The sequence below is a fragment of the Kitasatospora sp. NPDC043949 genome (genome assembly GCF_056435365.1).
This window is the reverse complement of sequence record NZ_JBWKEQ010000003.1, coordinates 176,448-194,199: the sequence shown is the minus strand read 5'-3', so window position 1 is coordinate 194,199 and position 17,752 is coordinate 176,448. Positions and strand designations below refer to the sequence as shown.

The following is a 17,752-nucleotide window of genomic DNA, read 5'->3' as shown; positions in this document are numbered from 1 at the left end:
CCTTACTTGTTGGCCAGCTCGGCGGCGCGGTCAGCGGCGCCGTCCATGGTGTCCACGCGCTGGACCAGCGGGTGGTTGGCGTCGTCGAGGATCTTGCGACCCAGCTCCGCGTTGTTGCCGTCCAGACGGACGACCAGCGGCTTGGTGACGTTCTCGCCCTTGCTCTTCAGGAGCTCCAGGGCCTGCACGATGCCGTTGGCGACCGCGTCGCAGGCGGTGATGCCGCCGAAGACGTTGACGAACACCGACTTGACGTCGGGGTCACCCAGGATGATCTCCAGGCCGTTCGCCATGACCTCGGCGGAGGCGCCGCCGCCGATGTCGAGGAAGTTGGCGGGCTTGACGCCGCCGTGCTTCTCACCGGCGTAGGCGACCACGTCGAGGGTGCTCATCACGAGGCCCGCGCCGTTGCCGATGATGCCGACCTGGCCGTCGAGCTTGACGTAGTTCAGGCCCTTGGCCTTGGCGGCGGCCTCCAGCGGGTTGGCCGCGGCCTTGTCCTCCAGGGCCTCGTGCTCGGGCTGGCGGAACTCGGCGTTCTCGTCCAGCGAGACCTTGCCGTCAAGCGCGATGATCTTGCCCTCGCCGGACTTGATCAGCGGGTTGACCTCGACGAGGAGGGCGTCCTCGGCGATGAAGACCTTCCACAGCTTCTGCAGGACGTCGGCGACCTGGTCGGCGATCTCGGCCGGGAACTTCGCCGCGGCGACGATCTCGGCGGCCTTCTCCGGGGTGCAGCCCTCGTTGGCGTCGACCGGGATCTTGGCGAGCGCGTCGGGGTTCTCCTCGGCGACGACCTCGATCTCCACGCCGCCCTCGACGCTGGCCATCGCCAGGAAGGTGCGGTTGGTGCGGTCCAGCAGGAACGAGACGTAGTACTCGTCCTTGATGTCCGCGGTCTGGGCCAGCATCACCTTGTGGACGGTGTGGCCCTTGATGTCCATGCCGAGGATCGCCTCGGCCTTGGCGACGGCGTCAGCCGGGTCGGAGGCGAGCTTCACGCCACCGGCCTTGCCTCGGCCACCCACCTTCACCTGAGCCTTGACGACGGCGCGGCCGCCGAAGCGCTCCGCGATGGCGGCAGCGTCTGCGGCGGTCTCGATCACATCACCGTCAAGCACGGGCACACCGTGCTTGGCGAAGAGGTCCCTCGCCTGGTACTCGAACAGGTCCACGTGTTTGTCCTTGTTCGTGGTCGCGGATTGTGTCTCTACGAGCGTGCCACGGCAGGATCTTCGCTGCGGGTCGTCGGGGCGGTGCGGGTACGCAGAGGTACGGCCTTGCGGCCCACACAGCCACGGGCGCACACGTCAATCAACACGCGCGTCACGTCCGTCTGGCAGGTTATCCCCGTACGACGGGACTGTTTCGCCCGGGGCCTGCCCGTCCGTGGTGAGAACCGTCACAGACAGCCTACGGGGGCGGTCGGCGCACCCCCCGTCCGCCGGTCGGCCGGTTCGCACGTCCGGGTGAATCCTCACACTCCCTGGTCAGGCACCGGCAGCGGGCGCTTCTCGATCGCCGCGGCCATGATCTCCGGAAAGGCGTCCGGGGTGCAGGCGAAAGCCGGGGCCCCCAGGGCGGCCAGGGCGGCGGCGTGGGCGTGGTCGTAGGCGGGCGCACCTTCGTCGGAGAGCGCCAGCAGGGTGATGAACTGGACGCCGGCCGCCTTCATCGCGGCGACGCGCTTGAGCATGCCGTCCCGGATGCCGCCCTCGTAGAGGTCGCTGATCAGCACGACCACGGTCTCGGACGGCCGGGTGATCCTCGACTGGCAGTAGGCGAGCGCGCGGTTGATGTCGGTGCCGCCGCCGAGCTGGGTGGCGAACAGGACGTCGACCGGGTCGGTGAGCTGTTCGGTGAGGTCGACCACCGAGGTGTCGAAGACGACCAGCCGGGTGTCCAGCGTGCGCATCGAGGCGAGCACCGCGCCGAACACCGCCGAGTGCACCACCGACGGGGCCATCGAGCCGGACTGGTCGATGCAGAGGATGACGTCCTTCTTCACCGCGCGCTGGGCGCGGGCGTAGCCGACCAGCCGCTCGGGCACGACGGTGCCGTGCTCGGGCAGGTAGTTCTTCAGGTTGGCCCGGATGGTGCGGTCCCAGTCGATGTCGCGGTGGCGGGGCCGGTTGACCTTGGCGCTGCGGTCGAGGGCGCCGCCCAGGGTGGCCCTGGTGCGGTCGGCGAGCCGGCGTTCCAGATCGGCGACCACCTTGCCGACCACGGCCCGGGCGGTCTCCCGGGTGGTCTCGGGCAGCGCGTGCTTGAGCGACAGCAGGGTGCCGACCAGGTGCACGTCCGGTTCGACGGCCTCCAGCATCTCGGGCTCCAGCAGCAGCCGCTCCAGACCGAGCCGGGCGATCGCGTCCTGCTGCATCAGCTGGACGACGGTGGACGGGAAGTACTCGCGGATGTCGCCCAGCCAGCGCGCCACCTGCGGGGCCGAGCCGCCCAGCCCGGCGCCGCGCCGGCCGCCGCGGGCCGCCCGGCCGCCCTCCTCGGGCGCGCCGCGGTAGAGCGCGGCCAGGGCGCCGTCCATCGCGGCGTCCCGGCCGCGCAGGGCGCAGCCGGTGCCGTCGGCCTCGCCGCCGAGCACCAGCCGCCAGCGGCGCAGCCGTTCGTCGGTCGTGGTCGCCATCAGGTCCTCCTTCACGGGTGTCAGGTGTTGCGGCCGGCGGCCTGCCGGGGGATCCGGGGGCGGGCGCCGAGCAGCAGGGCCACCACCGGGACGGCGGCGTCGGCCCGGGCCCGGTCGAGGGTGCCGCCCGGGGTCCGGGCCGCCGGGGCCTCGCCGAGCGGGCCGGCCGCGACCCGGCCGCCGATGGTGCTGCGGACGCCCGCCTCCAGCCCGGCGAAGGTGCGGCGCAGCAGCGGCAGGACGTCGGTGAAGACCTCGCCGGGCACGCCGGTCAGCCACTCGTCGAGCAGGGCGAGCAGACGCGGGTCGTGCAGCAGCAGGGCGCCGCCGCCGGTGAGGAAGCCCTCGATCCAGCCGGCCGCGTCCGCCGGAGCGTTGGCGGTGGACAGGACCAGCCGCAGCCGGCCGGCGGCCTCCTCGGAGTCGAGCCGGCCGTCGTCCAGCAGCAGCCGGACGGCGCGCCCGCGCAGCAGGCCGGGGGCTCCGGTGGCCGGGCCGCCGGCCGGCTCGCGGCGGGCCAGCGAACGCAGGGCGGCGGCCCAGCGGTCGGCCAGGCCCTCGGAACCGGCCAGGCCCTCTGAACCGTCCGGGCCCGGGGAGGCTGCCGGGGTGCCCGGGCCCGCTGATTCGTCCGGGGCGTCCGGGCCTTCCGGGCCTTCCGGCTCCGGACGAGCGGCCGGGCCGAGCAGGCCGATCGCGCCGTGCACCTCGTCGAGCCGGCCGCGCATCGCCGCCGCCCCCTCGGCGTCCAACCCGACGCAGGCGGGCGGCAGCCCGACGCAGATCCGGTCGGCCAGGCCGGTGGCGACCTCGCCGAGCGCGCCGTGGTCGGTGCCGCGCACATCGCCGTAGCGCAGCGCCCGGACCAGCGCGGGCAGCGCCCCGGCCAGGTGCGCGACGTCGGTGTCCAGGGCAGCGCAGTCGGCGAGCACCCGCATCACGGCGGGCAGCGCGCCGGCCAGCCCGGCCAGCAGGCAGGTCTCCACCAGCCCGGTCAGCTCGGCGAGTTCGACGGCGGCGCGGGCGGTGCCGACGGCCTTGCCGGTCGCCGCCTCCTCCACCGTGGTGCCCCACTGGGCGGCCTCGGCGATCCGGACCGCGAACTCGGGCTGCCAGCACAGCCGCCAGCTCTCCCGGAACGTCCCGGTCGAGTTGACCGCCGAGCGGGCCGGCACGCCCCAGTCGACGCCCAGCAGCCGCAGCCGGTGCAGCAGCCGCGAGCGGGCCGCGTCGGTGTCCTTGCGCAGGTCGAGGTCGAGGTCCTTCGGCGCGGCCTCGGGCTTGAGCCGCAGCGTGCGCTGCCAGCGGGTGAGGTCCCGCTGGAGCGGCACCGCCGGTGCCGCGTCCGGGACTTCGCCGAGCGCGTCGCCGACCACCAGACGGTCCCGGACGAGCTCCAGGGCGATGTCCGAACCCTCGCAGAGCACCGCGCGGACGGCGTCCAGGGTCTCGGTCAGCCCGGCCAGCGGGCGGCCGCGCAGCACCGCCAGCGTGCGGGCGAGCCGGACCGCCTCGATGACGTGGGCGGAGGAGACCGGGTGGTCCTCGGCGCGCAGCAGTTCGGCGGCCCGGGTGAGCCAGCGCGGCACCGGATCGCCCTCGGTGCTGAACAGGTGGTGGTACCAGCCCGGTGACCGCACGCCCGCGCCGTAGCCGGTGGCCTGGGAGAGCCGGCGGTGCGTCCACGGCACCCAGGTGATGTCCGTCCTCACCTTCCGCGGCAGTCCGGCGAGCAGCGCCCGGTCGTGCGCGACCGTCGGCAGCACCGCCAGCGCGGGCACGTGGAAGGCCCCGCAGACCACGGCGATCCGGCGGTGCCCGGCGCGGCGGGCGGCCCGGATCTGCTGGCGCATGTACGCCTCGCGCAGGTCGTCCCGCCGGGACTCGCCGAGGCCCTCCGCGCGCAGCGCCGCCATCGCCTCCGCCACGGCGGCGAACGGCGCCAGTCCGTCCGGGTCGTCCCCGCCGCCGTCCGTACCGGGCGCGGCGGGCGCGCGGTGCTCGACCACGTCCTCCCACCAGCGCTCCGGGTCGTCGTACCCGGCCGCCTCGGCGAGCAGCGCCAGCGGGTCGGCGACCGGCCCGGCGGGCTCCCCCGGCTCCCCCGGCTCCCCGGCCTCCGGGGCGGGGCCGAGGCCGTACCCGGCGGGCAGGTCGATGAAGCGGACCGGCAGCTCCCGCTCGACGCCGTAGCGGATCGCCACCCACTCCGGGGAGAACTCGGCGTACGGCCAGAACGCGGCCCTCGCCGGGTCGTCCACCGCGTGGGCCAGCAGCGCGACCGGCGGCACCAGGCCGTTCCCGGCCGCGAGGTGGACGATGCCGTCGGCCTCCGGCGGGCCCTCGATCAGCACCGCGTCCGGCCGCCAGCGCTCCAGCGCGGCGGCCACCGCCCGGGCCGAGCCCGGGCCGTGGTGCCGGATGCCGAGCAGCGCGACGTCCTCGGTCATCGCACCTCCTCGCGGGCGGCCCGGTAGAAGTCCTTCCAACCGTCGCGCTCGCGCACCACCCCTTCGACGTACTCGCGCCACACCGCGTGGTCCGCCACCGGGTCCCGGACGACGGCACCGAGGATGCCGGCCGTCACGTCCCCGGCGCGCAGCACGCCGTCCCCGAAGTGGGTGGCCAGGGCGAGGCCGTTGGCCACCACCGAGATCGCCTCCGCCGTGGAGAGGGTGCCGCTCGGGCTCTTGACCTTCGTCCGCCCGTCCGTCGTGATCCCGGCCCGCAGCTCGCGGAACACGGTGACCACCCGCCTGATCTCCTCGGCGCCGCCGGGCAGTTCGGGCAGTTCCAGGGAGCGGCCGAGCTGGTTCACCCGGCGGGTGACGATGTCGACCTCCTCCTCCAGCGAGCCCGGCAGCGGCAGCACGACGGTGTTGAACCGCCGGCGCAGCGCGCTGGACAGCTCGTTGACGCCGCGGTCGCGGTCGTTCGCGGTGGCGATCACGTTGAAGCCGCGCACCGCCTGCGTCTCGCCGCCCAACTCCGGCACCGGCAGCGTCTTCTCGGACAGGATGGTGATCAGGCTGTCCTGCACGTCGGCCGGGATCCGGGTCAGCTCCTCGATCCGGGCGAGCTTGCCGTCCGCCATCGCCCGCATCAGCGGCGAGGGCACCAGGGCGTCCCGGCTCGGGCCGTCGGTGAGCAGCCGGGCGTAGTTCCAGCCGTATCGGACGGCCTCCTCCGGGGTGCCGGCGGTGCCCTGCACCAGCAGAGTGGAGTCGCCGCTGATCGCGGCGGCCAGGTGCTCGGACACCCAGGTCTTCGCGGTGCCGGGCACGCCGAGCAGCAGCAGCGCGCGGTCCGTCGCCAGGGTCGTGACGGCGACCTCCACCACCCGGCGCGGGCCGATGTACTTGGGGGTGATCGGGGTGCCGTCGGGCAGTTCGCCGCCGAGCAGGTACGCCGCCACGGCCCACGGCGAGAGCTTCCAGCGCTCCGGGCGCGGACGGTCGTCCTGCGCGGCCAGCGCGGCCAGTTCACCGGCGAAGGCGTCCTCGGCATGCTGCCGCAGAACGTCGGTCACGGGGGCTCCTTCGGGTCGGCCGCCGGGCACACGGGTGCCCTGGCGGCAGGGTGATCGGGGGGAGCTGGGGCCGGCGTCCCGGCCTGTGGGAACCACCCTGCACCCCGGCACTGACAAACCCCGGGGCGCTCCCGACGGGCAGTCAGCCGATGTCAGTGGCACCGCCTACCGTCGGTCGCATGGAGGAACGCTGGAGCACCGAACACGTCCTGTCCCTGGCACCTGACGCCGCGTCGCGGAAGGCGGCCGGCAAGCTCTCCTCGCCCGCGTCCTGGTCCGGGGCGGGCACCGACGGCACCGCGCTCTGGGGCGAGTGCAAGGGCAGCGGCAGCACGCCGTACCGCACCGTGATCGAACTCGCCACGCCCGCCTACCAGTGCAGCTGCCCCAGCCGGAAGTTCCCGTGCAAGCACGCGCTCGGGCTCCTCCTGCTGTGGAGCGGCGCCCCGGAGACCGTCCCCGCCGCCGAACCCGCCGCGTGGGCGGCCGACTGGCTCACGTCCCGCGAGGAGCGCGCCGAGAAGCGCGCCGCGCCCCCGGCCGACCCGGTCGCCGCCCGCCGCCGGGCCGAGCGGCGCGGCGCCCGGGTGGCGGCCGGCGCGGCCGAGCTGCGGCTGCGCCTGGCCGACCGGATCCGGCACGGCCTGGCCGACCAGTCCACCGCCGGGCCCTGGGAGGAGGTCGCCGCCCGGATGGTCGACGCCCAGGCCCCCGGCCTGGCCACCCGGGTCCGCGAACTCGACACCGCCCCGCAGGACCGGCTCCTGGAGGAGTACGCGATGCTGCACCTGCTCGCCACCGCCGCCACCCGCGTCGACGAGCTGCCGGCCGAACTGGCCGCCACCGTCCGCACCCGGGTCGGCTACCCCACCGACACCGCCGAGATCCTGGCCGGCCCCACCGTGCGCGACCGCTGGCAGGTGCTCGGCAGCCGCGACTCCGCCGACGAGCGGCTCACCACCCGCCGGGTCTGGCTGCGCGGCGCCAAGACCGGCCGCACCGCCCTGCTGCTCGCCTTCGGCCGCCCCGGCCAGGCCCCCGACCTCGCCCTGCCCACCGGCCACCTGCTGGAGGCCGACCTGGCCTTCCACCCCGGCGCCCGCCCGCTGCGCGCCGCCCTCGGCACCCGCTACGGCGCCCCCGGGCCCGGCCCGGCCGGCCCGCCCGACGGCCTCACCGTCGCCGAGGCGGTGGCCGGCTACGGCACCGCCGTCGCCGACGACCCGTGGCTGGACAGCTGGCCGACCGTCCTCGCCGGCGCCATGCCCGTCCGCACCCCGGACGGCTGGTACCTGACGGACGGCCACCACACCCTGCCCGTCCGCACCTCGGCCCTCCCGGAGGCGGCCCTGTGGCGGCTGGCCGCGGTCTCCACCGGCCGCCCGCTGACGGTCTTCGGCGAGTACGGCCACCAGGGCTTCGCCCCGGTCACGGCCTGGGCCGGCCACGACCGTCCGATCGGCCTCACCACCGTCTAGCGTCCAGCACACCTCAGGAGCATCGAAGATGACGATCACCCAGGACCCGTGGGAGACCCTGCACACCACCGCCCTGCTCGGCACCGACCGCCGCCCGCTCCCGGCCACCACCCTGCCGCTCGCCGACACCGTCGACCAGGCCGACCCGGCCACCGCGCTGCTGGAGCTGGCCGCCCTCGCCACCGTCCGCCGCCGGGCCGGCGCCCTGCCCGTCCCGGCCGCCGGACCGCCCGGCCCGCCCGCGCCCGAGGACGGGCGCCCCGAGCTGCCCGCGGCGGCCGCCCGCCGGCTCGCCGTCCTGCTGGCCGGCCGGTCCGGCGGCAGCGGCGGCGGCGGCGCCACCCTGGCCAACCTCGCCGAACTGCTCCCGCAGTGGCTCGCCACCGCCCGCGCCCGGGGCCTGCGCCCGCCCGGCGCACTGATACCCGGCCTGCTCGACGCCGCCCGCGCCCGCAGCGAACTGCGCTCCGACGCCGTCGCGCTGGCCGGACCGCTGGGCCGCTGGCTGGCCGAACAGAACCCCGACTGGCGCTTCGTGCTGCGCACCGCCGCCCCCGATCCGGCCGAGCAGCCCGGCGGCCCCGTCGACCACCAGCTGTGGCACGAGGGCCTGTTCGCCGAGCGGGTCACCCACCTCACCCTGCTGCGCCGCCGCGATCCGGCCGCCGGCCTGGAGCTGCTGAGCGGCACCTGGTCCACCGAGCGCGCCGAGGACCGCCTGCTCTTCCTGGACTCCCTCCAGGACGGCCTCTCCGCCGCCGACGAGCCCTTCCTGGAGGCCGCCCTCGGCGACCGCAGCAAGAACGTCCGCGCCACCGCCGCCGAACTGCTCTCCACCCTGCCGGGCTCGGCCCTCGCCCGGCGGATGGCCGAGCGGGCGGGGGCCGCCGTCCGTCTCGCCGCGACCGGGACGCACCTGCTGGTCACCCCGCCCGCCGAGTGCGACGCGGCCATGCAGCGCGACGGCATACCGCTCAAGTCCCCCACCGGGCGCGGCGAACGGGCCTGGTGGTTCGGCGAGGTGATCGCCGCCGCACCGCTTCGGCTCTGGCCCGAGAGCACCGGCCTGACACCCGAGCAGCTGCTCGCCCTGCGGGTCGGCGACAGCATCGACGAGACCAGCAGCAGCTGGGCCGACGACCTGCGCGAGGCCTGGGCGCGCGCCGCCGTCCGCCAGCACGACGCCGACTGGGCCCGGGCGCTGCTCGGCCCGGCACCCGCACCGCCCGCCCGCGGCGCCGGACGGGCCCGCGCGCCCCGTGTCACCGGCGCCCCCGCCAAGCTGCTGGCCGTCCTCCCGCCCGAGGAGCGGGCCGCCTGGACGGCCGCGTTCATCGAGGTGCACGGCCTGGGCGAGGCCTTCCAGCTGCTCGGCGCCTGCGGCACGCCGTGGACGCCGCCGCTGTCCACCGCCGTGGTGACGGCCCTGGCCCGCGCCGCCGGCTCCGGCGCGTACCCGTGGAGCCACAGCGGGGTGCTCGGGATGACGGAACGCGCGCTCGCCCCGGAGACGGCGTCCGCCGTGGAGGAGCTGGCCGCCGGGGCCGCGCCCGACTCCGCCTGGTCGGAGACCTTCGCCCGGCTGGCCGGGACGCTGCGCTTCCGGGCCGCGATGCTCGCCGAACTCGACACCTGACGCCTGACGCCTGATGCCTGATGCCTGATGCCTGATGCCTAGCGAGTGTCCGGCGCCCGCTCCCGAAGCGGCAGAACGACAGGACGACAGGACGGGCCGGCCCCGCCGAAGCCTGGGGCCGGCCCGTCCCGCACCGTCAACCTCAGCCGGCCGCCCGTAGGTTGGCCGCGACCCAGGCCACGACGTCCCGGGTGGACGTGCCCGGGGTGAAGATGTCCGCGACGCCCATCGCCTTGAGCTCGGCGATGTCGTCGTCCGGGATGATCCCGCCGCAGAAGACCTTGATGTCAGCCGCGTCGCGCTCCTTCAACAGCTCCAGCACCCGTGCGCACAGCGTCATGTGGGCACCGGAGAGGATCGACAGCCCGATGCCGTCCGCGTCCTCCTGGATCGCGGTGTCGACGACCTGCTCGGGCGTCTGGTGCAACCCGGTGTAGATGACCTCCATACCGGCGTCGCGCAGGGCACGCGCAATGACCTTGGCGCCACGGTCGTGACCGTCGAGCCCCGGCTTGGCGACCACCACACGGATCGGCCCCGACACACTCATGACTGCCTCCTGGACCTCGTCGTCCACCATCCGACCGGACCTCGCGGGCCACGGGTGCGGTTAACGGTCGATAACCAACCTGAGGGGAGGTTAGCGCCACCCGGCCCGGTTGGCCGCGCCACCTCCCAAGAGGAGGGCAAAGTCACAGCCCCCGGCCTTGCTACCAGTGGGTATGCCCGTCCACCCGTCCACCGCACAGACCCCCGGCCGACCTCTTGACAACCGGAGGTTTTTCCGGGGCGTCGGCCTTGCGGATACAGTCTCGGCTGTTTTCTCCCCGCTTCCCCGGTACCGCTTCCCCGGTACCGCTTCTCCCTGTCGCTTTCCCCGCCGCTCCCCTGCCCGACGACGCGCCCCAGGCCCACCGAGGAGGCAGCCCCCGATGGCTCCCGACGCAGCCGCCCGCCCGACCCGTGCGGAGCTGCGCCTCGCCGCCCGCGAGCAGTCCCGCGCCCAGCGCCGCGGCGCCGCCAAGGCCGCCACCAGAACCGCACTGCTGCGGGTCGCGCTGCCGTCGGTGGCCGCGCTCGGGGTCGCCGCCGCGGCGGCCGTCACCGTGCGGGACGAGGCCGATCAGCACGCCCAGGCGGCCGGACGGACGGCACGGACGGCGGTCGACGCCCCGGGCACCCAGGACAGCCCGAAGAGCCCGGACAACCCGGCCGACGGCGGCGCCGAAGCCGCCAGGACGGCCGCCCGGCAGGCGGTCGCGGCCGGCGACCCGGCCCAGGCCTCCCGCGGTGACGCCCGCCAGCCGCTGGCCGGCGCCCAGCCCGCCGACGCCCAGGGCACCCCGGACGCGCAGCCGAGCGCCGAGCCCGTCAAGCCCAAGGTGGTCATGCCGGTCGCCCGGCACGGCCTCGGCGAGCTGTTCGGCGAGGCCGGCACCCACTGGGCCAACCGCCACACCGGCATCGACTTCCCGGTGGACGGCGGCTCCGAGGTGATGGCCGTCACCGACGGCACGATCCGCACGCAGTGGAACCCGTCGTACGGCTACATGACGGTGCTGAAGATGTCCGACGGCACCGAGGCCTGGTACTGCCACCTGCGGGCGTACAAGGTCCGCAAGGGGCCGGTGAAGCAGGGCGACGTCATCGCCTTCGTCGGCAGCAGCGGCAACAGCACCGGGCCGCACCTGCACTTCGAGATCCGCCCGGCCGGCAGCGGGCCGGTCGACCCGCTGCCGTGGTTCCTCTCGAACGGGCTCGACCCCCGCTAGGGAAGGCTAGAGCTTCTCCACCGGCGCGTAGCGCAGCAGCAGTTGCTTGCGGCCCTCCGAACCGAAGTCGACCGTGGCCTGCGCCCGGTCGCCGACGCCGGTGACGCCCACCACCGTGCCCAGCCCGAAGGTGTCGTGGGTGACCCGGTCCCCGACCGCGAGCGAGACGGCGTCCCGCTCGACGACCTGGCCGCCGCGCCGCGCCGACTGCCCCCAGCCCGCCTTCGGCTTCGCCGAGGCCGACGAGCCCGAAGAACCCGACGAGGAGCGCGAACCGCCGCCCCCCGACGAGGACTTGCCCCAGGACGACCCCGAGGAGAAGCCGCGCGCGGCCGGCGCCTGCGCCGCCCCCGTCCGCTTCCACTCCACCAGGTTCTCCGGGATCTCCTCCAGGAACCGCGAGGCCGGGTTGTACGCGGGCTGCCCCCAGGCGCTGCGCAGCACCGAGCGGGTCAGGTATAGCCGCTGCCGCGCCCGGGTGAGCCCCACGTAGGCGAGCCGCCGCTCCTCCTCCAGCTCCTTGACCTGGTTGAGCGCCCGCATGTGCGGGAAGATCCCGTCCTCCATGCCGGTCAGGAAGACCACCGGGAACTCCAGGCCCTTGGCGGTGTGCAGGGTCATCATCGTGATGACGCCCCGGCCCTCCTCGTCGTCCGGGATCTGGTCGGAGTCGGCGACGAGCGCGACCCGCTCCAGGAAGTCGGGGAGCGAGCCGACCGGCGGGGTGCCCTCCTCGTCGGCGTCGGGCCGTTCGCCCGGGTCCTGCTCGTACTCCAGGGCGACGGAGGCGAGTTCCTGGAGGTTCTCCACCCGGGTCTCGTCCTGCGGGTCGGTGGAGGCCTGGAGTTCGGCCAGGTAGCCGGTCTCCTCCAGGACGGCCTCCAGCACCGCGGCCGGGCCCGCGCCCGACTCGACGACCTGCCGCAGCCCGGCCATCAGGACGTTGAACTTCTTCACCGCGTTGGCCGAGCGCGCGGCCATCCCGTACGCCTCGTCGACGCGCAGCAGCGCCTGGGCGAAGGAGATCCGCTCCCGCGCGGCCAGCGCGTCGACCATCGCCTCGGCCCGCTCGCCGATGCCGCGCTTGGGCACGTTGAGGATCCGGCGCAGCGGCACGGTGTCCTCCGGGTTGGAGAGCACCCGCAGGTACGCCAGGACGTCCCGGACCTCCTTGCGCTCGTAGAAGCGCACCCCGCCGACCACCTTGTACGGCAGGCCGACCCGGATGAACACCTCCTCGAACACGCGGGACTGGGCGTTCGTCCGGTAGAAGATCGCGACGTCGCCGGGCTTGGCGTCGCCCGCGTCGGTGAGCCGGTCGATCTCGTCGGCGATGAACTGGGCCTCGCCGTGCTCGTCGTCCGCGACGTAGCCGACGACCTTCTCGCCGTGCTCGCCGGCCGTCCAGAGCTTCTTCTCGCGCCGGTTGGCGTTGCGCTCGATGACGGCGTTGGCGGCGCTCAGGATGGTCTGCGTGGAACGGTAGTTCTGCTCCAGCAGGATCGTGGTCGCGTTCGGGTAGTCCTCCTCGAACTGGAGGATGTTGCGGATCGTCGCGCCGCGGAAGGCGTAGATCGACTGGTCCGCGTCACCGACGACGCACAGCTCGGCCGGCGGCACCTCGGACAGGCGCCCGGCGGCCGGGTTCACGAACTCCCCGTCCACGGTGCGCTTCGGCGCGGCCGCGACGGATCCGCCGCTCAGCTCGCGGACGAGCATGTACTGGGCGTGGTTGGTGTCCTGGTACTCGTCGACCAGGATGTGCCGGAACCGGCGCCGGTAGTGCTCCGCGACGTCGGGGAAGGCCTGGAGCAGGTTCACCGTCGTCATGATGATGTCGTCGAAGTCCAGCGCGTTGGCCTCGCGCAGGCGCCGCTGGTAGAGCGTGTACGCCTCGGCGAGCTTCTTCTCCATCGGGTTGGCGGCCTGGTCGGCGAAGGTCTCCTCGTCGATCAGCTCGTTCTTCAGGTTGCTGATCTTCGCGGTGAAGGACTTCGGCGGGAACTGCTTCGGGTCCAGGTCGAGGTCGCGGCAGACCAGCGACATCAGCCGCTGCGAGTCGGCCGAGTCGTAGATCGAGAAGCTGGAGGTGAAGCCCAGCACCTTGGACTCGCGGCGCAGGATCCGCACGCACGCGCTGTGGAAAGTGGACACCCACATCGCCCGGGCCCGCGGGCCGACCAGCGCCTCGACGCGCTCGCGCATCTCGCCGGCGGCCTTGTTGGTGAAGGTGATCGCCAGGATCTCGCCCGGCTGCACGCCGCGGGCGCCCAGCAGGTGGGCGATCCGGTGGGTCAGCACCCGGGTCTTGCCGGAACCGGCGCCGGCCACGATGAGCAGCGGCGAGCCCGCGTGCAGCACCGCCTCGCGCTGCGGGTCGTTCATGCCCTCCAGCAGCTGCACCGGATCCACCACCGTACGGGCGGCGCCGTTGCGGTACCAGGCGTCCCGCGCGGTCTCGGCGGCGTGGTCGGTCTGGAACAGCCCCTCCGGGATGGCCTCCTCGTAGGCCTCGTACGGGGCGTCGTCCTCGTACGGCGGGGGCTCCTCGTCGAGGGGCACGGCGGGCTGCTTCGACCCGGCGGCGGGTGCCTCGAAACCGGGGAGCGGGAGGTCGTCAAAGAGGCTACTCATGGCACTCCGAGTCTATGGCCACCCACCGACAAGCCCGCCCGGCCCGGAGGAACCGGACCGGGCGGGCTCGCGACCGGGGCTCAGCGGCACGTGGGCTCAGCGAGGCACCGGCTCAGCGGCGCACCGGCTCGGCCGCCCAGGCCGGGGCTCAGACCAGACGGCGGGCGGTGGCCCAGCGGGTCAGTTCGTGCCGGTTGCTCAGCTGGAGCTTGCGCAGGACGGCGGAGACGTGGCTCTCGACCGTCTTCACCGAGATGAAGAGCTGCTTGGCGATCTCCTTGTACGCGTAGCCGCGCGCGATCAGGCGGAGCACCTCGCGCTCGCGCTGGGTGAGGCGGTCCAGGTCCTCGTCGACCGGCGGGGTGTCGGTGGCGGCGAAGGCGTCCAGGACGAAGCCGGCCAGCCGGGGCGAGAACACCGCGTCGCCGTCGGCGATCCGGAAGATCGCGTTGACCAGGTCGGTGCCGGTGATGGTCTTGGTGACGTAGCCGCGCGCGCCGCCGCGGATGACGCCGATCACGTCGTCGGCGGCGTCCGACACCGACAGGGCGAGGAACTTGACCCCGCCCTGCTCGCCCATCACCCCGGCCGAGCGGCGCAGCACCTCGACACCGCCGCCGCCGGGCAGGTGGACGTCCAGCAGCACCACGTCCGGCCGGGTCTCGGCGACGACCCGGACCGCCGACTCGACGTCGTCGGCCTCGCCGACCACGTCGATGCCGGTCGCCTCGGTGCGGCCGATCTCGGCCCGAACCCCGGTGCGGAACATCCGGTGGTCGTCCACCAGGACGACTCTCGCGGTGCGCTCCGGCGCTGCCTCAGTCATTCGTTCTCTCCATCTCCAGCTCGACCTCGGTCCCGCCGTCCGGCGCGGGCCGCACCCGTGCGGTGCCGCCGTTGCGCTTCATGCGGCCGATGATCGACTCCCGTACGCCCATCCGGTCCTCGGGCACCGTGTCGGGGTCGAAGCCGGGACCGTGGTCGCGGACGAACACCGACACCGTCTTCCCCTCCACCTCGGCGTAGACCTGGACCGGTCCCCCGCCACCGTACTTGGCCGCGTTGACGGTCGCCTCCCTCGCGGCCTGCATCTGGGCCGCGATCCGCTCGTCCATCGGGCAGTCGCCGACGATCACCACCTCGACCGGGACGCCGTGCCGGTCCTCGACCTCGGCGACGACGGCGCGCAGGCTCTCCGCCATGGTGTCGGGCGCGGCCTCGGCGGCGGCCTCCGGGCGGTACAGCCACAGCCGCAGCTCGCGCTCCTGGGCACGGGCCAGCCGCAGCACCTCCTTGGGGTCCTCGGCCCGGCGCTGGATCAGGGTCAGGGTGTGCAGCACCGAGTCGTGGACGTGCGCGGCGATCTCGGCGCGCTCCTGGGCGCGGATGCGCGCGGTGCGCTCGGCACCGAGGTCCTGCCACAGGCGCAGCCCGTACGGGCCGAGCAGCACCAGCACCCCCGCGAGTACCGCGAGCGAGGCCTCGACCACCGAGCCGAGCGTCGAGCCGCTGCCCTGCATGGCGAGGAAGGCGATGGTGCCGGCCACCACGAGCAGCACGCCGGCACCGACCCGGGTGTAGGCGCCGCGCCGCTTGTCGCCCTCCTCCAGGCCGAACCAGCGCTGCCAGCGCGAGTCGTCGGCCTGCCGCCAGACCAGCGCGACGCCGACGCCGATCGCCAGCAGCGGCCAGGTGTACGGCTTGGCGGTCTGCAGGCCGAGCGCGTTGAGCAGGGCGGTGATGCCGATCACCATCATCACCAGGGCCGCGAGCTGGCCGAGGCCGCCCTGCCCGGTCTTGCCGCCCGCGCCGTCCTCCCCCTCCGCGGGGGCCGCGGCCGGCTCGCCCTGGAGGGCGTGCTGGAGCAGTTCGCGCAGCCGGCCGAGCCAGCCGCCGCGGCCCTTGCTCAGCGCGCCGCCCGGCTGCTGCCCCGAACCGGTCGGGACGAAGGCGCCGTTGACGTACACCCAGTGGGCGGCGCCGCGCTGCGCGGGCTCGCCGATGCCGATCGGCACCACGAACCAGAACGCCGCGTACAGCAGGGTGCCGATCCCCTGCGCGAAGAACAGCAGCACGAACGCGAGCCGCACCCACCGCACCGGGAGCCCGAGGTGCACCGCGAGCCCCTGCGCGACGCCGCCGAGCATCCGCCGCTGCGGGCTGCGGTAGAGCCGGCGGTACGGCGGCCGTCCGCCGTCGGGCGCGGTCGGGTCGGTGCCGCCCGCCGGCACGGCGTCGGGGGCGAGGGATCGGGGGTCGGAACCGGGTGCTGCCACGCCACCGATGGTTCCACGCCCGCGCACACGGACGCATCAGGGTGTGCCCCTGACCCCTTCTCAGGGACAAGTCAGGGTCCGGGCAGGGCTCGCACCGGTTGGGCCGGACCGGGGCAGCCGGGAGGATGGTGCCCATGACCGACGACCACCGCATCCAGGAGACCGGGCCCGCCGCCCCGCCGGAACCGGACCGCCCCCCGCTGACCAGGACCGAGCACCACCGCGTGGTGGCCGGCGTCTGCGGCGGCCTCGGGCGGCACCTGGACATCGACCCGGTGGTCTTCCGGGTGGTCACCGTGGTGCTCTGCCTCTCCGGCGGCCTCGGGCTGTTCCTGTACGGCCTGGCCTGGCTGATCGTCCCCACCGAGCCGGTGCCGGACGGCCGGGGCGGCACCCGGCACGGGCGCACCGAACTCCAGCGGGTGCTCACCGGCCGGGTGGACGGCCAGTCGGTCGGCGCGGTGCTGCTGGCCGTGATCGGTACCGGGGTGTTCTTCTCCTCGATGGGCCAGGACGACCAGCTGTTCCCGCTGCTGCTGCTCGCCGGCCTGGTCTTCCTGGCGGTGCGCTACGACCCGGACCGCCGCCGCGGCCGGGTGCGCCGGCGCCGCCGCGGCGGCCCGTACGACCGCCACTACCCCGACGGGGACCAGTACGGCCCGTACCCGTGGTCCGGGCCGGAGGACGACGAGGCCGCCCGCGCCCGGCACGCGGCCGAGCGCGCCGCCGGAACGGTGCCCGCCGACTCCCCGGCCCCCGGCCCGACCGGCTACCTGTGGGACCCGCGCCACCCCGAGCGCAACCCGTACGGCGCCGGCCCCACCCCGCCGTTCGGCACCCCGGTGCCGCCGGCGGGCGGCCCGGCCCAGCCCTGGTGGCAGCGCGTCGACCTGCCCGCGGGCGACCCTCTGCGCAAGGACGGCCCGCCCGGCCGGCCCCGGCCCGCCGCCGTCCGGCAACGCCGGGAGCGGTCCGCACTCGGCTTCTTCGGCCTGCTGCTGGCGATCGGCGCGGGTGCCGCGGTCTGGTCCGCCTCGGCCGGCCACACCGACGTCACCGTGCTGAGCGCGACCGTGCTGGCCACCGCGCTGCTGGTGATCGGCCTGACGCTGCTGCTCGGCGCGAAGTTCGGCCGGGCCCGCAAGCTCGCGGTGACGGGCCTGCTGCTCACCCTGGCGCTGGTCTTCGTCGGCCACTCCCCGGACTCCATGCGCAACGCCGTCGGCCGGCGCGACTTCACCGTCGTCGCCTCGGCCGAACTCCAGCCCCGGTACTCCCTGGGGGCCGGCCGGCTCCAGCTGGACCTGAGCGGGCTCGACCCGGCCGGGGCCACCCTCACCAGCAAGGTCGAACTCGGCGCCGGCGAGCTGACCGTCGTCCTGCCGCCGGACGTGACGGTGAACCTGGTGGCCCGGGTGGGCCTCGGCGACGTCTCCACCCCCGGTGAGCGCAACAACGGCACCGGCCGCCACACCTACCTGCTGCCACCCGGCAGCGGCCATCCGTCCAAGGGCACATTCGACCTCGAACTCGCGGTCGGGATCGGCAACATCAAGGTGGTCCAGCAGTGAGGAAGCACCGGCTCGACCTGTTCTCGCTGATCGCGGGGGCGCTGTTCAGCACGATCGCGGTGGTCTACCTGGTCGCGGCGCTCAACGACCAGGCGGTGAACGGCCGGATCGTCATCCCGGTCACCTTCATCGTGCTCGGCCTCGGCGGCCTGGCCGGCGCGGTCGCGGCGGTCGCCCGGCGCGGTCGCACCGACCGCCGGGACTGAACCCGCCCG

Annotated in this window: 13 protein-coding genes; 5 read left to right on the top strand and 8 right to left on the bottom strand. The window is 74.7% G+C overall.

Features of this window, described 5'->3' with window-relative positions; genetic code table 11:
- Positions 1-2: 2 nt before the first annotated feature.
- The 4 genes from sucC to AC07AL_RS04525 form a co-directional block, all read right to left on the bottom strand.
- The gene (sucC, locus tag AC07AL_RS04540) at positions 3-1,175 is read right to left on the bottom strand and encodes an ADP-forming succinate--CoA ligase subunit beta (protein ID WP_363580186.1); all 1,173 of its coding nucleotides are present in this window, start codon (positions 1,173-1,175) and stop codon (positions 3-5) included.
- Between the two features lie 302 nt (positions 1,176-1,477).
- Positions 1,478-2,641, bottom strand: a complete 1,164-nt coding sequence (locus AC07AL_RS04535; protein ID WP_478316805.1) for a VWA domain-containing protein — start codon at positions 2,639-2,641, stop codon at positions 1,478-1,480.
- A gap of 20 nt (positions 2,642-2,661) precedes the next feature.
- Positions 2,662-5,091 carry a DUF5682 family protein gene (locus AC07AL_RS04530; protein WP_478316803.1) on the bottom strand — a complete coding sequence of 810 codons (2,430 nt, stop codon included), beginning with the start codon at positions 5,089-5,091 and terminating at the stop codon, positions 2,662-2,664.
- The gene (locus AC07AL_RS04525; protein WP_478316802.1) at positions 5,088-6,200 is read right to left on the bottom strand and encodes an ATP-binding protein; all 1,113 of its coding nucleotides are present in this window, start codon (positions 6,198-6,200) and stop codon (positions 5,088-5,090) included. Before AC07AL_RS04525 ends, AC07AL_RS04530 begins: the two co-directional genes overlap by 4 nt.
- A gap of 149 nt (positions 6,201-6,349) precedes the next feature.
- Here AC07AL_RS04525 and AC07AL_RS04520 point away from each other — a divergent pair, with 149 nt between their 5' ends.
- A complete protein-coding gene (locus AC07AL_RS04520) occupies positions 6,350-7,648 on the top strand; it encodes an SWIM zinc finger family protein (protein ID WP_478316801.1) in 1,299 nt (432 codons plus the stop codon).
- 28 nt (positions 7,649-7,676) lie between these two features.
- The gene (locus tag AC07AL_RS04515) at positions 7,677-9,284 is read left to right on the top strand and encodes a DUF5691 domain-containing protein (protein ID WP_478316800.1); all 1,608 of its coding nucleotides are present in this window, start codon (positions 7,677-7,679) and stop codon (positions 9,282-9,284) included.
- A gap of 142 nt (positions 9,285-9,426) precedes the next feature.
- On the opposite strand, the gene AC07AL_RS04510 is transcribed toward AC07AL_RS04515, so the two are convergent.
- Positions 9,427-9,834: a coenzyme B12-dependent isobutyryl CoA mutase small subunit gene (locus AC07AL_RS04510; protein ID WP_063351339.1), complete on the bottom strand. Its 408-nt coding sequence runs from the start codon at positions 9,832-9,834 to the stop codon at positions 9,427-9,429.
- Between the two features lie 382 nt (positions 9,835-10,216).
- On the opposite strand from AC07AL_RS04510, the gene AC07AL_RS04505 reads away from it, so the two are divergent.
- Positions 10,217-11,056, top strand: coding sequence for a M23 family metallopeptidase (locus AC07AL_RS04505; protein ID WP_363625918.1), 840 nt, complete (start codon positions 10,217-10,219; stop codon positions 11,054-11,056).
- A gap of 6 nt (positions 11,057-11,062) precedes the next feature.
- Here the strand turns inward: AC07AL_RS04505 and pcrA are convergent, their stop codons facing one another.
- The 3 genes from pcrA to AC07AL_RS04490 all read right to left on the bottom strand — a co-directional run bounded on the left by pcrA (position 11,063) and on the right by AC07AL_RS04490 (position 15,966).
- Positions 11,063-13,690 carry a DNA helicase PcrA gene (gene pcrA, locus AC07AL_RS04500; RefSeq protein ID WP_400809133.1) on the bottom strand — a complete coding sequence of 876 codons (2,628 nt, stop codon included), beginning with the start codon at positions 13,688-13,690 and terminating at the stop codon, positions 11,063-11,065.
- Between the two features lie 148 nt (positions 13,691-13,838).
- The gene (locus AC07AL_RS04495; protein ID WP_350877187.1) at positions 13,839-14,516 is read right to left on the bottom strand and encodes a response regulator transcription factor; all 678 of its coding nucleotides are present in this window, start codon (positions 14,514-14,516) and stop codon (positions 13,839-13,841) included.
- Positions 14,509-15,966: a PspC domain-containing protein gene (locus AC07AL_RS04490; RefSeq protein WP_400809129.1), complete on the bottom strand. Its 1,458-nt coding sequence runs from the start codon at positions 15,964-15,966 to the stop codon at positions 14,509-14,511. The genes AC07AL_RS04495 and AC07AL_RS04490 overlap by 8 nt, the downstream gene beginning before the upstream one ends.
- A gap of 134 nt (positions 15,967-16,100) precedes the next feature.
- Here AC07AL_RS04490 and AC07AL_RS04485 point away from each other — a divergent pair, with 134 nt between their 5' ends.
- Positions 16,101-17,537 (top strand): PspC domain-containing protein, encoded by a 1,437-nt coding sequence (locus AC07AL_RS04485; protein ID WP_363580172.1) that lies wholly within the window; start codon positions 16,101-16,103, stop codon positions 17,535-17,537.
- Entirely contained in the window at positions 17,534-17,743 is a 210-nt protein-coding gene (locus AC07AL_RS04480) for a hypothetical protein (RefSeq protein WP_363580170.1), read from the top strand. The genes AC07AL_RS04485 and AC07AL_RS04480 overlap by 4 nt, the downstream gene beginning before the upstream one ends.
- Positions 17,744-17,752 lie beyond the last annotated feature (9 nt).